The following is a 14,853-nucleotide window of genomic DNA, read 5'->3' on the forward strand; positions in this document are numbered from 1 at the left end:
TTTTTAGCATAAATATTTTCACTTTTTTTTTGAATTAATACTTTCTTGTCTATCTTTGCAGTCCCAAAGGGAACACAGGGGGTCAGATCAAGAAAAGAGGGTTCCAAAAAGGGTAGAAAGTTCTTAATAGTATTGCCTCCTTAGCTCAGCTGGTAGAGCAACTGACTTGTAATCAGTAGGTCGCTGGTTCGATCCCGGCAGGGGGCTCTAAGTTGGGGGGATTCCAGAGCGGTCAAATGGGACGGACTGTAAATCCGTTGCTTCGGCTTCGAAGGTTCGAATCCTTCTCCCCCCACCATTTAGATGTTGTTTGGTGTTTGTACTCATCGATCGGATTTTCTGATAAAATAGATGTTGTAATGACATACATCCGATAAAATCATCATAAATAAGCGGAAGTAGCTCAATTGGTAGAGCGATAGCCTTCCAAGCTATAGGTTGCGGGTTCGAGACCCGTCTTCCGCTCTTGAATCAAAGAGTTAAAACCGGTATCGGCTTTAGCTTTTTGTTGTTCAAACAAGCCGATGTAGCTCAGCGGTAGAGCACTTCCTTGGTAAGGAAGAGGTCATGGGTTCAAGTCCCATCATTGGCTCGTAAGTGTAAATAAAAAAGAACCAAAATAAAAATTAACTTACTAATACGCATAAAAAATGGCAAAAGAGAAATTTGACCGCAGTAAACCACACTTAAATATTGGTACAATCGGTCACGTTGACCACGGTAAAACCACTACAACTGCTGCTATTACTAAAGTTTTGGCAGATAAAGGTTTGTCAGAAGCTCGTTCATTTGATTCAATTGACTCGGCTCCTGAAGAAAAAGAGCGTGGTATTACAATCAACACCGCTCACGTAGAGTATCAAACTGCAAGCCGTCACTATGCTCACGTTGACTGTCCAGGTCACGCTGACTATGTAAAGAACATGGTTACAGGTGCTGCACAAATGGACGGTGCGATCATCGTTGTTGCTGCAACTGACGGTCCTATGCCTCAAACTCGCGAGCACATTCTATTAGCTCGTCAGGTAGGTGTACCTGCTCTTGTAGTATTTATGAATAAAACTGACTTAGTTGATGACCCTGAGTTGTTGGATTTGGTAGAGATGGAAGTTCGTGAACTATTGTCATTCTATGAATATCCAGGTGATGATATCCCCGTAATCAAAGGTTCTGCATTAGGTGCATTGAACGGTGAAGCTCAGTGGGTAGACAAAATCATGGAGTTAATGGATGCAGTTGATAACTACATTCCTATTCCTCCACGTTTGACAGACTTACCTTTCTTGATGCCTATCGAGGATGTGTTCTCAATCACAGGTCGTGGTACCGTTGCAACAGGACGTATCGAGCGTGGTGTAATCAATACCGGTGATCCAGTTGAGATCTTAGGTATGGGTGCTGAAAACTTGAAATCTACTGTAACAGGGGTGGAAATGTTCCGTAAAATCCTTGACTACGGTGAGGCTGGTGATAACGTAGGTTTATTATTACGTGGTATTGAAAAAACTGATATCCGTCGTGGTATGGTTATCTGTAAACCAGGTAGTGTAACTCCTCACACTGAATTCAAGGCAGAGGTTTACGTATTGTCAAAAGCAGAAGGTGGACGTCACACGCCATTCTTTAACAAATACCGTCCTCAGTTCTATTTCCGTACAACAGACGTTACTGGAGAAATTACGCTTCAAGAAGGTGTGGAAATGGTTATGCCTGGTGATAACGTTACAATCAACGTAAAATTGATTAACGCAATTGCTATGGAAAAAGGTCTACGTTTTGCTATCCGCGAAGGTGGTAGAACAGTAGGTGCTGGTCAGGTAACTGAAATTATCGCTTAATTAAGCATATAGGCATTAGCTAATTGGTGAAAAGCCAATTAGCTAATCGTTTTACGGGCATAGTTCAATGGTAGAATAGAGGTCTCCAAAACCTTTGATCAGGGTTCGAATCCTTGTGCCCGTGCTAAATAACAGTCGGTTTCGTTGGCGTAAAAATGTTAACAGTGAACCGTTAGCTAAAGTCTAAAGAACATATCTCTATCATACAATGGCAAATGTACTTGATTTTATAAAAGACTCCTATCATGAGATGACTCAGAAGGTGTCTTGGCCAACATGGTCGGAGTTGCAGAATTCAGCGGTGGTGGTGCTTGTTGCGTCAATCATCATAGCACTGATTGTACTAGCAATGGATCAATCATCAAGTGCAATATTGAAACTTTTTTACGGTACGACGGCCTAAAATCAAGGAGGATTATAGAATGGCAGATCAGCAATTGAAATGGTATGTTGTACGCGCGGTAAGCGGTAAAGAGAAGAAAGTAAAGCAATATATTGAGGCTGAGATTAATCGCTTAGGAATAAATCATTTGGTTCCTCAGGTTTTAATCCCGATGGAGAAATATTTTCAGATGCGCGAGGGAAAGAAGATCGCCAAAGAAAGAAATTATTATCCGGGATATGTTTTACTCGAAGCAGCTTTAGATGGAGAATTGGAGCATGTTATAAAGAATATCAATAGTGTCATCGGATTTTTAGGTGACAAAGCTGGTAATGCCATTCCGCTGAGACAAGCTGAGGTTAACCGCATACTGGGAACAGTAGATGAAATGAGTGAGCAGGGCGAGATGATGAATGTTCCTTACTATGTGGGAGAGTCTGTTAAAGTAACGGATGGACCATTTAATGGTTTCTCCGGAGAGATAGAAGAGGTGAACGAAGAGAAGAAGAAGTTGAAGGTGATGGTGAAAGTCTTTGGTAGAAAGACACCGCTGGAACTAAATTATATGCAAGTTGAAAAGGAGTAATCTTCTATTACTCGATCCCAACGAATATTTTTCGCCTTAATACAACAAAGTTCAGATTTTACAAAAAAATATTTTGTTATTCTCTGAATTTTGTTGTATTTTTGCGCACTCTAAAAAAGTGTAAGGGCTTCTCGTAATTTAGTCCACTTGAGTGAGAAAAAACAAATGTTACGTTATATTGCTTCCAACTTACTAACAAACATTTAGTAATTTAAATTAAATCGAAAAATGGCAAAAGAAGTCAGTGCGTTAGTGAAATTACAGGTGAAGGGTGGCGCAGCTAATCCATCACCCCCTGTGGGACCTGCTTTAGGTGCAAAAGGGGTGAACATCATGGAATTTTGCAAGCAGTTCAATGCACGTACCCAAGACAAGCCAGGCAAAGTATTACCGGTTGTAATTACTGTGTATGCTGACAAGTCTTTCGATTTTATCATCAAGACTCCACCGGTTGCTGTTCAACTTATTGAAGTAGCAGGCATAAAGGGAGGCTCGGGCGAACCTAACCGTAAAAAGGTAGGTAAAGTTACTTGGGAACAAGTTGAAGCTATCGCCAAAGATAAAATGAGCGACTTAAACGCTTTTACAGTAGAGTCGGCCATGAAAATGGTGGCTGGTACAGCACGTAGTATGGGTATCACTGTAAGTGGTGATGCACCCTGGAACAATTAATTAACAGAAATCAGTTTAAGAAAGTGGCTAGATTAACAAAAAATCAAAAGGCGGCACTATCCAAAATTGAAGCTGGTAAAGCGTATACTTTGCAGGAGGCAGCAGCACTTGTAAAGGAGATTACCACTACCAAGTTTGATGCGTCCGTGGATATCGATGTTCGTTTGGGCGTAGATCCACGTAAAGCAAATCAGATGGTTCGTGGTATAGCTACCTTGCCTCATGGAACCGGTAAGACCGTACGTGTTTTAGTTTTGTGTACTCCGGATAAGGAGGAAGAAGCTAAAGCAGCGGGTGCGGATTATGTAGGTTTAGATGAGTATATCAGCAAAATTGAGGGTGGATGGACCGATGTTGATATCATTATTACCATGCCTAGCGTGATGGCTAAAGTAGGTAGATTGGGTCGTATTTTAGGCCCTAGAAACCTAATGCCTAACCCTAAGTCAGGAACGGTTACCCAAGATGTGGGTAAAGCAGTTACTGAAGTAAAAGGCGGTAAGATTGATTTCAAGGTTGACAAGACCGGTATCATTCATGCTTCAGTTGGTAAAGTGTCATTTGATGCAGACAAGATTTATGATAATGCGTTGGAAGTAATCCAAACAATTTCAAAATTGAAGCCGTCTGCAGCGAAAGGAACATATTTTAAGAGTATCCACCTCTCTTCAACAATGAGTCCGGGTATTCAAGTGGAAACTAAATCAGTAGCGGGGATTTAATCATGAGAAAAGAAGAAAAACAAGAAATTGTTCAAGCTTTAACTGATCAGATCAAATCTTACGGTAATTTCTATATTACTGATACTGCTGATTTGACTGTTGCAAAAGTTAACAATATCCGTCGCAAATGCTTTGAAAGAGGTATCAAAATTCAAGTAGCTAAGAATTCATTGATCGTTAAAGCTTTAGAAGCAGCCGGAGTTGATTCAGAAGAACTAAAAGGGGTGCTAAAAGGTGCTTCTACTATCCTTTTCTCTGAAACAGGTAATGCTCCTGCGAAATTGATCAAAGAACTCCGTAAAGAGGGTGATAAGCCGATCTTGAAGGGAGCTTATATTGATGCTTCGGTATTTGTTGGAGATGCCCAATTAGATTCGTTAGTTGCTCTGAAATCGAAAGAAGAGCTTATCGGCGATATCATTGGATTGCTTCAATCACCTGCTAAGAATGTTGTTTCTGCTCTTAAGTCGGGTGGAAGTACAATCGCAGGTTTGGTGAAAACTTTACAGGAAAGAGGTTAACGGAACCATTAAAACCGTTCAAGTAACAATAGTTTAATAGAAAAAAGTAAATTCAAAAATTTAAAATAAAATGGCAGATTTAAAAGCGTTTGCTGAGCAGTTAGTAAACTTAACAGTAAAAGAAGTTAACGAGTTAGCTCAAATCTTAAAAGATGAGTATGGTATTGAGCCAGCTGCTGCAGCTGTAGCTGTTGCTGGCCCTGCTGCAGGTGGTGATGCTCCTGCTGCTGCTGAAGAGAAAACATCTTTTGATGTAATCTTGAAAGAAGCCGGTGGTCAGAAATTGGCTGTTGTTAAATTAGTGAAAGATTTAACTGGTTTAGGCCTTAAAGAAGCTAAAGATTTAGTTGACGGCGCTCCTAAAGAATTAAAAGCTGGTGTTGCTAAAGATGAAGCTGAAGCTTTGAAAAAACAACTGGAAGAAGCAGGAGCTGTTGTTGAGATTAAGTAATTCTCATCTAAAGAGATCCTAAATGGTTTTAGACTCCGGTATTTCTACTGGGGTCTATTGCCGTTTATATTATCCCAAAAATACTGTTGGACTGTACAGAACCATCTTTCGGTTAAAACATGTCGCGTGAAGTTTAATTTAAACTAAAATATAATTCCCTTGGCAAACAAAGATATTCGTAACGAAAGAGTAAACTTTGCAACCAGCAAAAGAGTCATCGACTATCCCGACTTTCTGGATGTGCAATTGCAGTCTTTCAAGGAGTTTTTCCAATTGGAAACAACTTCTGATAACCGCCACCAGGAAGGGCTGTTCAAAGTTTTTTCTGAAAACTTCCCTATTTCTGATTCAAGAAACATTTTTGTGCTTGAATTTTTGGATTATTTCATCGATCCGCCACGTTATGATATTCAGGAATGTATCGAACGCGGCTTAACTTATAGCGTTCCGCTAAAAGCTAAGTTACGTTTATCATGTAATGATGAAGAACACGAAGATTTCGAAACCATAGTACAAGATGTGTATTTGGGAACTATCCCTTATATGACACCCAAAGGTACTTTCGTTATCAATGGCGCAGAGCGGGTAATCGTATCGCAACTTCACCGTTCGCCCGGTGTATTCTTTGGCCAAAGCCGCCATACCAATGGCACCAAACTATACTCTGCGAGGGTGATTCCTTTCAAAGGGTCTTGGATCGAATTTGCTACTGATGTTAATAATGTCATGTACGCTTATATCGACCGTAAAAAGAAATTCCCGGTAACGACTCTTTTGCGTGCTATTGGTTATGACTCGGATAAAGATATCCTTGAGTTATTCGAATTGGCCGACGAAGTCAAAGTTAGCAAATCCGGCTTGAAGAAATTAGTTGGCCGTAAATTGGCTGCTAGAGTTCTGAAAAGATGGGTTGAAGACTTTGTAGATGAAGATACCGGAGAAGTTGTATCGATTGATCGTAACGAAATTATCCTGGAACGTGAAACGATTCTGGAAGACGATCATATCGACATGATTATAGATGCCGGTGTTAAGTCTATCATTCTCACTAAAGAAGATAGCTCAAATAACGCTGATTATTCTATCATCTATAACACTTTACAGAAAGATACTTCCAACTCAGAGAAAGAAGCGGTAGAGCACATTTACCGTCAGTTAAGAAATGCGGAACCACCTGATGAAGAAACAGCTCGTGGTATTATTGAGCGCTTATTCTTCTCTGATAAACGATATGACTTGGGTGATGTGGGACGTTACCGCATTAACCGTAAATTGCAATTGGATACGCCTGATGAGATCAAAGTATTAACGAAGCAAGATATCATTGCCATTGTTAAGTACTTGATAAATCTGATCAATTCGAAGGCGGAAGTGGATGATATTGATCACTTGTCTAATCGACGTGTGCGCACCGTAGGCGAGCAGTTATATGCCCAATTTGGGGTAGGACTTTCTCGTATGGCACGTACAATTCGCGAGCGAATGAATATTCGAGATAACGAGGTGTTTACTCCAACTGATTTGATCAATGCACGTACTTTATCGTCTGTTATCAATTCATTCTTCGGAACCAACCAGTTATCGCAGTTTATGGATCAAACCAATCCATTAGCTGAAATCACACATAAGCGTCGTCTTTCTGCCCTCGGACCGGGGGGGCTTTCGCGAGAGCGTGCCGGTTTTGAGGTTCGTGACGTTCACTATACGCACTACGGCCGCCTATGTACGATTGAAACACCGGAAGGTCCGAACATCGGTTTGATTTCTTCCTTATGTGTACACGCAAAAATCAATAACCTCGGTTTTATCGAAACTCCTTATCGAAAAGTTCAAGATGGTAGGGTAGTGGTGGAAGAGCCCGTCGTTTATTTATCGGCAGAGGACGAAGATGGCAAAACCATCGCACAGGCCAATGCAGAATATGACGAAAAAGGTAATTTCACTACACCGAAAGTGAAAGCCCGCTTCGAAGGTGACTTCCCAATCATCGAACCGGAACGTTTAGATTTAATGGACATTGCACCGAACCAAATTACTTCGATTGCAGCTTCATTGATTCCGTTCTTGGAACACGATGATGCGAACCGTGCATTAATGGGATCAAACATGCAACGTCAAGCAGTTCCATTATTGCGTCCACAAGCGCCTATTGTGGGTACTGGATTGGAAGGCCGTGTAGCGAGTGACTCCCGTACCTTAATTAATGCGGAAGGCAACGGAGTGGTTGAGTACGTTGATGCGAACGAGATAAAAATTCGCTATGATCGGAACGAAGATGAGAAATTAGTTTCTTTCGACGATGATATTAAAACATATCGCTTAATCAAGTTCAAGAAAACAAACCAGAGCACCTGTATTAACTTGAAGCCTATTGTTCGTAAAGGACAACGTGTGGTTGAAGGACAAGTGTTATGCGAGGGCTATGCGACCGAAAACGGTGAACTCGCTTTGGGGCGTAACCTGAAAGTTGCTTTCATGCCATGGCAAGGATATAACTTCGAGGATGCGATCGTTATTTCTGAACGAGTGGTAAGCCAAGATATATTCACTTCTTTACATATCGAAGAATTTGAATTGGAGGTGCGTGATACTAAACGCGGGGAAGAAGAGCTTACTTCTGATATTCCCAACGTTTCTGAAGAAGCAACCAAAGATTTAGATGAAAACGGTATTATCCGTATTGGGGCAGAAGTGCGCGAAGGAGATATTCTGATTGGTAAAATTACACCTAAGGGTGAATCCGATCCTTCTCCCGAAGAAAAGCTCTTACGTGCAATCTTTGGTGATAAAGCAGGCGATGTAAAAGATGCATCTTTAAAAACACCTCCGTCAATCCGTGGGGTGGTAATTGATACAAAGCTCTTTTCGCGTGCTAAAAAAGCTGACAAGAAAGAGGAAAAAGCTGCTTTGGAACGTTTGGATCTTAATCATGAGCGTGCCGTTCGTCAATTAAGAGAACGCCTGATCGATAAATTATTTGCTATTGTAAATGGCAAAACATCACAAGGTGTGTATAACGTATACAAAGAGCTTTTGATTCCTAAGGGAGCTAAATTTACGCAGAAGATGTTGGCTGAACTTGACTTTGCTAATATCAACCCTTCTAAATGGACCACAGACGACGACAAGAACGAGCTGGTAAAACAGGCTTTACACTTCTATAATATCAAATTGAATGAGGAGCTTGGAGCTTATCGTCGTGATAAATTTGCCATTACAGTAGGTGATGAACTACCATCCGGTATTGTGCAGATGGCTAAAGTTTACGTCGCGAAGAAACGCAAGCTTAAAGTAGGTGATAAGATGGCGGGTCGTCACGGAAATAAGGGTATCGTAGCGCGTATTGTACGTGATGAGGATATGCCTTTCTTAGAAGACGGAACACCTGTAGATATTGTATTAAACCCACTTGGGGTACCTTCTCGTATGAACCTTGGACAGATTTATGAAACCGTTCTTGGTTGGGCAGGACAAAAACTAGGTGTGAAGTTTGCAACACCGATATTTGATGGAGCTTCCACTGAAGAAGTGGAGGAGTGGGTCGCTAAAGCCGGTTTACCTGCTTCCGGAAGAACCTATTTATATAATGGTTTAACGGGTGAGCGATTTGACCAGCCAACTACTGTTGGTGTAATTTACATGCTTAAATTAGGTCACATGGTAGACGACAAGATGCACGCACGTTCTATTGGACCATACTCCCTTATTACGCAGCAACCGCTTGGTGGTAAAGCGCAATTTGGTGGCCAACGTTTTGGTGAGATGGAGGTATGGGCGCTGGAAGCATTTGGTGCATCCAACATTCTACAAGAGATTCTTACTGTTAAGTCAGATGATGTTATCGGTAGAGCCAAGACCTACGAAGCAATCGTTAAAGGCGATAATTTGCCTACGCCATCTGTACCTGAATCATTCAATGTATTGGTACATGAGCTTCGCGGCTTAGGTTTAGATATCACGTTAGAATAGAGTTTTAAATTTTAAGTTGTGCGTCCTAAGTATTTGTACGTACAACTTATTACGTATAACTCATAACTAAAAAGAGCTATGTCTTACAAGAAAGATAATAAAATAAAAAGCAACTTCACCTCGATTACGATCAGCTTGTCGTCTCCAGAAGCTATTTTGGAGCGTTCCAGCGGTGAAGTATTAAAACCGGAAACCATTAACTACCGTACTTATAAGCCGGAGCGTGATGGTCTGTTTTGTGAGCGTATCTTCGGTCCTGTAAAGGATTACGAATGCCATTGCGGTAAGTATAAGCGTATTCGTTATAAAGGTATCGTCTGCGATCGATGTGGCGTAGAAGTTACTGAAAAGAAGGTGCGTAGAGAGCGCATGGGACATATTAATTTGGTTGTTCCGGTAGCTCATATCTGGTATTTTCGTTCACTTCCAAATAAGATTGGATATTTACTAGGTTTGCAACTAAGAAGTTGGATATGATTATCTACTATGAGCGATATGTCGTAATCCAGCCTGGTATAAAGGAAGAAGATGGCATCCAGTACATGGATTTCTTAACGGAGGAAGAGTATCTGGATATATTGGATACTTTACCAAAGGAGAATCAATATCTTGACGATAAGGATCCTCAGAAGTTTGTGGCGAAGATGGGGGCTGAAGCGTTGGAAGAATTATTGCAACGAATTGATTTAGATCAATTGTCATATGATTTACGTCACCAAGCCGCTAATGAGACTTCGCAACAACGTAAAAATGAAGCATTAAAACGCCTTCAAGTAGTTGAAGCTTTCCGCGGGTCACGCGAGCGTATTGAAAATCGTCCGGAGTGGATGATTGTTAAAATCGTTCCGGTTATTCCTCCCGAGTTACGTCCTTTAGTTCCTTTGGAAGGTGGGCGCTTTGCTACGTCAGATTTGAACGACTTATATCGCCGTGTTATTATTAGAAATAACCGTTTAAAACGTTTGATCGAAATCAAAGCACCTGAAGTAATTTTACGTAACGAAAAGCGTATGCTTCAGGAAGCTGTGGATTCATTATTCGATAACTCCCGTAAAGTGAATGCCGTGAAGACGGAAGGTAACCGTGCACTAAAATCACTTTCCGATATCCTAAAAGGTAAACAAGGGCGTTTCCGTCAGAACTTATTAGGTAAGCGTGTTGACTATTCGGCACGTTCCGTTATTGTGGTTGGACCAAACCTGAAACTGCATGAGTGCGGATTGCCTAAAGATATGGCTGCTGAATTATACAAACCGTTTATTATCCGTAAAATGATTGAACGCGGGGTTGTAAAAACAGTGAAATCAGCCAAAAAAATCGTTGACCGTAAAGATCCGATTGTTTGGGATATTTTGGAAAACGTATTGAAAGGACACCCTGTTCTTCTTAACCGTGCACCTACGTTGCACCGTTTAGGTATCCAGGCTTTTCAGCCGAAATTAGTGGAAGGAAAGGCGATTCAGCTTCACCCCTTAGTGTGTACAGCGTTCAACGCCGACTTTGACGGTGACCAGATGGCGGTGCATTTGCCTTTAGGAAATGCAGCTATTTTGGAGGCTCAAATACTAATGTTAGCCGCTCATAACATCTTGAACCCGGCGAATGGTACACCGATTACCGTACCTTCTCAGGACATGGTTTTGGGACTTTATTACATTACAAAGGGACGTAGAACAGATGATTCGCGTGTGGTAAAAGGCCAGGATATGACCTTCTACTCGCCGGAAGAAGTTATCATTGCTTATAACGAGAAGAAAATTGATTTACACGCCTTTATTAAGGTTAAAACTAATGTAAAGGATAAAGATGGTAATATCGTTAAGCAATTAATTGATACAACCGTTGGTAGGGTTTTATTCAATCAAGTAGTTCCGGAAGAGGTAGGTTATATCAATGAGCTACTTACGAAGAAGTCTTTACGTGATATCATCGGCGATGTGGTGAAAACCACTGGTATGGCCAGAGCAGCGAAGTTCTTGGATGATATTAAAGAACTTGGTTTCCAAATGGCGTTCCGTGGAGGTTTATCATTTAACTTACAAGATCTTAATATTCCGGATGCGAAAGCTGGTTTAATTGAGCAAGCAACACGTGAAGTAGAAGAAGTGATGAATAACTATAATATGGGATTCATTACCAATAACGAACGTTATAACCAAATTATCGATATCTGGACGCGTATTAACAACCGTTTGACTGCCAATGTGATGGATATTTTATCCAATGATAACCAAGGCTTTAATTCGGTTTATATGATGCTGGATTCAGGTGCCCGTGGTTCTAAGGAGCAGATTCGTCAGCTCTGTGGAATGCGGGGATTGATGGCGAAACCACAAAAATCCGGTTCGTCAGGAGGTGAAATTATCGAAAACCCAATTTTATCCAACTTTAAGGAAGGTTTATCGGTACTCGAGTACTTTATCTCAACGCACGGTGCTCGTAAAGGTCTTGCGGATACAGCATTAAAGACAGCTGACGCCGGGTACTTAACTCGTCGTTTGCACGATGTCGCGCAAGATATGATCGTTACCGAGGAGGATTGTGGTACATTGAGAGGTATTTTCACTACTGCTCTGAAAGATAACGAAGACATCGTTGAACCTTTATATGACCGTATACTAGGACGTACTTCGCTGCACGATGTGTATGATCCGGTAAGCAATGAACTATTGGTTAGTGCTGATCAAGATATTACGGAAGAGATTGCAGAGAAGATAGAGCGTTCTTCAGTAGAAGGTATAGAAATTCGTTCGGTATTAACTTGCGAAAGCAAGCGCGGTGTTTGTGCCTTGTGTTATGGACGTAACCTTGCGTCGGGTAAACGTGTTCAAATGGGAGAAGCGGTTGGTGTTATCGCCGCTCAGTCTATCGGTGAGCCAGGTACACAGCTTACACTTCGTACGTTCCACGTGGGTGGTACGGCTTCTAACATTGCTGCTGAGTCGCAAATCGTTGCTAAATTTGACGGTATCGTTGAATTCGAGAATATGCGTTCGGTAGAGCGCGAAACGGAAGAAGGTAAATTGCACATCGTATTGGGCCGCTCAGGTGAATTCCGCATTCTTGATCCGGAATCTAAGAAGGTACTGATGACCAATAACATTCCTTACGGTTCGTTCCTATACATTGCCGATGGTGATAAGGTAACGAAGGGCGATAGAATCTGTTCTTGGGATCCGTACAACGCGGTTATTATTTCTGAATTTGCAGGTACGGTTGAATTTGATGCGATCATAGAAGGTGTTACCTATCGTGAAGAGTCTGATGAACAAACCGGACACCGCGAGAAAGTAATCATCGATACGCGTGATAAAACGAAGAACCCGGCGATCAAAATTTTGGATAATGCAGGTGATGTAATCCGTACCTACAACTTACCGGTTGGTGCCCACATTGCTGTGGATAATGCCGGTAAAGCAAAAGTGGGGGAAATTATCGCGAAAATTCCTCGTTCAGCTGGGAAGACCCGCGATATTACGGGGGGTCTACCGCGTGTAACTGAATTGTTTGAAGCAAGAAACCCTTCTAATCCAGCTGTCGTAACAGAAATCGACGGGGTAGTAACGTTAGGGGGAGTTAAACGTGGTAACCGTGAAATTCAAATAGAATCACGTGATGGCCAAGTGAAGAAATACTTAGTGCCACTTTCTAAACACATTTTAGTACAAGATAATGACTTCGTGAAGGCAGGTATGCCGCTTTCTGACGGCTCTATTTCGCCGTCTGATATTTTAGCGATAAAGGGGCCAGCTGCTGTACAAGAGTATTTAGTAAACGGTATTCAGGAAGTTTACCGTCTGCAAGGTGTGAAAATTAATGATAAACACTTTGAGACAATTGTACATCAAATGATGCAAAAGGTCATGATCGAAGACCCAGGCGATACCCGCTTCTTGGAAAAGGATGCTGTTAACAAATGGGATTTTATCGAAGAGAACGACAGTATGTACGATAAGAAAGTGGTAACTGATCCAGGTGATTCAAATGTACTGAAAGCTGGTCAGATCGTGTCTCTACGTAAACTGCGAGAAGAGAATTCTAGTTTGAAACGTCGAGATCTAAAACTGGTACAGGTGCGTGATGCAATTGCTGCTACTTCCAGTCCAATGCTTCAAGGTATTACACGTGCATCATTGGGAACCAAATCGTTTATATCGGCAGCGTCTTTCCAGGAAACTACCAAAGTGTTAAACGAAGCGGCTATTAGTGGTAAACGCGATGATTTACTAGGATTGAAAGAGAATGTTATTGTCGGACACTTAATCCCTTCGGGTACCGGTTTACGTAATTATGACCGTATCATCGTTGGATCTAAAGAGGAATATGATCAGTTGTTGGCTTCTAAAGAAGAAGTTTAATAGTTGTTTATTCACTTTATATTATAAAACCCCGAAGGCTAGTGTTCTTCGGGGTTTTTTGTTTCCTATTTATTATCTTTACCGCTAGATATCATTTAGACATACATGCTTACCATTAAATCAATATGGAAGAACAGGATAATCAATTGAACATAGAACTTACCGAAGATATCGCCGAAGGCATATATTCAAATCTAGCAATCATAACGCACTCCCATACAGAATTTGTTGTCGACTTCATTCGCGTAATGCCAGGAATTCCAAAAGCGAAAGTAAAGTCGAGAATCGTCTTAACACCTGAGCATGCGAAACGATTAATGAAGGCTTTTCAAGATAATATCGCGAAGTATGAAGCCATGAATGGCAAAATTGATACGCATGAGGAACCCCCATTTCCAATGAACTTCGGAGGTCCAACAGCGCAAGCTTAAGCTTGGTTATGAGTTGTTCGTTGATGGTATTGATTTTAGCCTTGTGATATTTTTATGAAACGCATGGCGGAATCTGACCAACAGCCAATAATGAATAACGAATTGCAAGTACATGAAAAATCTAAATTTTAAGGATAAGTGGATATTGGTTACCGGCGCCTCATCGGGATTGGGAGAGGAGATGGCGAGGCAGTTAGCTGTTCAACATGGCGCGAATTTAATTTTGCTAGCTCGTCGTAAAGAGCGGTTGGAACAATTGAAGATTACCATAGAAAGTGAAACGGAATCAAGTGTTGATATTGTTGTTGCAGATTTATCCCAACCCGAGCAGATTGAAGAAATTCTGGAAACAATTATAAGCCGACGAGACTTGTATGCAGCTATCTTAAATGCGGGCGTTACCTATTTGGGGAAACACTTGGCGCTGCCAAAGGAACAATTTAACCAAATGATCCAAATCAATATCATTAGCGTTACCTATATGACAACCCAATTGGTCGCGTACTTTGAGAAAAAAAAATCTGTCGGTGGTATCATGATCGTCTCCAGTATGGCAGCAATTTTCCCAACGCCCTTCCAGGCAGCTTATGCAGGTACTAAGGGGTTTCTACTTAACTTCGCTTCGGCTCTTTCACAGGAGCTAGATAATAAAGAATTGTCGCTTACGATATTTTTACCGGGAGGTATTGCTACGGAAATGACGGCAGGCGACGGCTTTAATGAACTTCGCGGTTATCTGATGCCGGTACAACAGGTTGCAAAAGAAGGATTGCTGGCTTTCAAAAAAAGAAAATCGACTTATATTCCCGGATTTCTCAATCGTTTAAGTAGCAAATTGTCTTTTTTACTCCGGAAGGAGTTTATTATTAAGCAGACGGGTAAGACCTATAAGAAATCGTTGGATAGACATTCGGAGTTGTGAG

At 41.3% G+C, this 14,853-nt stretch carries 10 protein-coding genes, 5 tRNA genes and 1 pseudogene; all 16 read left to right on the forward strand.

Going from position 1 to position 14,853, the window contains the following annotated elements; all coding sequences use genetic code 11:
• The first annotated feature begins 134 nt into the window (after nucleotides 1-134).
• The 16 genes and pseudogenes from QT327_RS17815 (at nucleotide 135) to QT327_RS17890 (ending at nucleotide 14,852) form a co-directional block, all read left to right on the forward strand.
• A tRNA-Thr gene (locus QT327_RS17815) sits at nucleotides 135-207 on the forward strand.
• 7 nt (nucleotides 208-214) lie between these two features.
• A tRNA-Tyr gene (locus QT327_RS17820) sits at nucleotides 215-298 on the forward strand.
• Nucleotides 299-392: 94 nt separating this feature from the next.
• Nucleotides 393-465 (forward strand) — tRNA-Gly (locus QT327_RS17825).
• A gap of 55 nt (nucleotides 466-520) precedes the next feature.
• Nucleotides 521-592: transfer RNA gene (locus QT327_RS17830), tRNA-Thr, on the forward strand.
• Between the two features lie 58 nt (nucleotides 593-650).
• Nucleotides 651-1,838 (forward strand): elongation factor Tu, encoded by a 1,188-nt coding sequence (gene tuf / locus QT327_RS17835; RefSeq protein ID WP_013665674.1) that lies wholly within the window; start codon nucleotides 651-653, stop codon nucleotides 1,836-1,838.
• 53 nt (nucleotides 1,839-1,891) lie between these two features.
• Nucleotides 1,892-1,962 (forward strand) — tRNA-Trp (locus tag QT327_RS17840).
• A gap of 84 nt (nucleotides 1,963-2,046) precedes the next feature.
• A complete protein-coding gene (secE, locus tag QT327_RS17845) occupies nucleotides 2,047-2,241 on the forward strand; it encodes a preprotein translocase subunit SecE (RefSeq protein WP_013665675.1) in 195 nt (64 codons plus the stop codon).
• A gap of 19 nt (nucleotides 2,242-2,260) precedes the next feature.
• Complete coding sequence (gene nusG / locus QT327_RS17850) at nucleotides 2,261-2,806, forward strand: transcription termination/antitermination protein NusG (RefSeq protein WP_013665676.1); 546 nt, start codon at nucleotides 2,261-2,263, stop codon at nucleotides 2,804-2,806.
• Nucleotides 2,807-3,034: 228 nt separating this feature from the next.
• Entirely contained in the window at nucleotides 3,035-3,478 is a 444-nt protein-coding gene (gene rplK / locus QT327_RS17855; RefSeq protein ID WP_013665677.1) for a 50S ribosomal protein L11, read from the forward strand.
• Between the two features lie 23 nt (nucleotides 3,479-3,501).
• A complete protein-coding gene (rplA, locus tag QT327_RS17860) occupies nucleotides 3,502-4,200 on the forward strand; it encodes a 50S ribosomal protein L1 (RefSeq protein ID WP_013665678.1) in 699 nt (232 codons plus the stop codon).
• Between the two features lie 2 nt (nucleotides 4,201-4,202).
• The gene (gene rplJ / locus QT327_RS17865) at nucleotides 4,203-4,721 is read left to right on the forward strand and encodes a 50S ribosomal protein L10 (RefSeq protein WP_013665679.1); all 519 of its coding nucleotides are present in this window, start codon (nucleotides 4,203-4,205) and stop codon (nucleotides 4,719-4,721) included.
• Nucleotides 4,722-4,791: 70 nt separating this feature from the next.
• Nucleotides 4,792-5,172 (forward strand): 50S ribosomal protein L7/L12, encoded by a 381-nt coding sequence (gene rplL / locus QT327_RS17870; RefSeq protein WP_130856890.1) that lies wholly within the window; start codon nucleotides 4,792-4,794, stop codon nucleotides 5,170-5,172.
• A gap of 159 nt (nucleotides 5,173-5,331) precedes the next feature.
• Nucleotides 5,332-9,141 carry a DNA-directed RNA polymerase subunit beta gene (gene rpoB, locus QT327_RS17875; protein ID WP_013665681.1) on the forward strand — a complete coding sequence of 1,270 codons (3,810 nt, stop codon included), beginning with the start codon at nucleotides 5,332-5,334 and terminating at the stop codon, nucleotides 9,139-9,141.
• A gap of 78 nt (nucleotides 9,142-9,219) precedes the next feature.
• Nucleotides 9,220-13,499, forward strand: a pseudogene (gene rpoC / locus QT327_RS17880) (DNA-directed RNA polymerase subunit beta').
• Between the two features lie 125 nt (nucleotides 13,500-13,624).
• Nucleotides 13,625-13,930, forward strand: a complete 306-nt coding sequence (locus tag QT327_RS17885) for a DUF3467 domain-containing protein (RefSeq protein WP_013665683.1) — start codon at nucleotides 13,625-13,627, stop codon at nucleotides 13,928-13,930.
• A gap of 112 nt (nucleotides 13,931-14,042) precedes the next feature.
• Entirely contained in the window at nucleotides 14,043-14,852 is an 810-nt protein-coding gene (locus QT327_RS17890; protein ID WP_013665684.1) for an SDR family NAD(P)-dependent oxidoreductase, read from the forward strand.
• Nucleotide 14,853: the final 1 nt, after the last annotated feature.

Origin of the sequence: Olivibacter sp. 47 (genome assembly GCF_030372825.1) — a bacterium.
Lineage (GTDB): Bacteria > Bacteroidota > Bacteroidia > Sphingobacteriales > Sphingobacteriaceae > Olivibacter > Olivibacter oleidegradans.

What these genes read in the sequence shown, in the direction of transcription:
- rplL (WP_130856890.1), top strand. Translation starts at nt 4,792, where the DNA reads ATGGCAGATTTAAAAGCGTTTGCTGAGCAGTTAGTAAACTTAACAGTA.
- nusG (WP_013665676.1), top strand. Translation starts at nt 2,261, where the DNA reads ATGGCAGATCAGCAATTGAAATGGTATGTTGTACGCGCGGTAAGCGGT.
- QT327_RS17890 (WP_013665684.1), top strand. Translation starts at nt 14,043, where the DNA reads ATGAAAAATCTAAATTTTAAGGATAAGTGGATATTGGTTACCGGCGCC.
- QT327_RS17885 (WP_013665683.1), top strand. Translation starts at nt 13,625, where the DNA reads ATGGAAGAACAGGATAATCAATTGAACATAGAACTTACCGAAGATATC.
- tuf (WP_013665674.1), top strand. Translation starts at nt 651, where the DNA reads ATGGCAAAAGAGAAATTTGACCGCAGTAAACCACACTTAAATATTGGT.
- secE (WP_013665675.1), top strand. Translation starts at nt 2,047, where the DNA reads ATGGCAAATGTACTTGATTTTATAAAAGACTCCTATCATGAGATGACT.
- rplK (WP_013665677.1), top strand. Translation starts at nt 3,035, where the DNA reads ATGGCAAAAGAAGTCAGTGCGTTAGTGAAATTACAGGTGAAGGGTGGC.
- rplJ (WP_013665679.1), top strand. Translation starts at nt 4,203, where the DNA reads ATGAGAAAAGAAGAAAAACAAGAAATTGTTCAAGCTTTAACTGATCAG.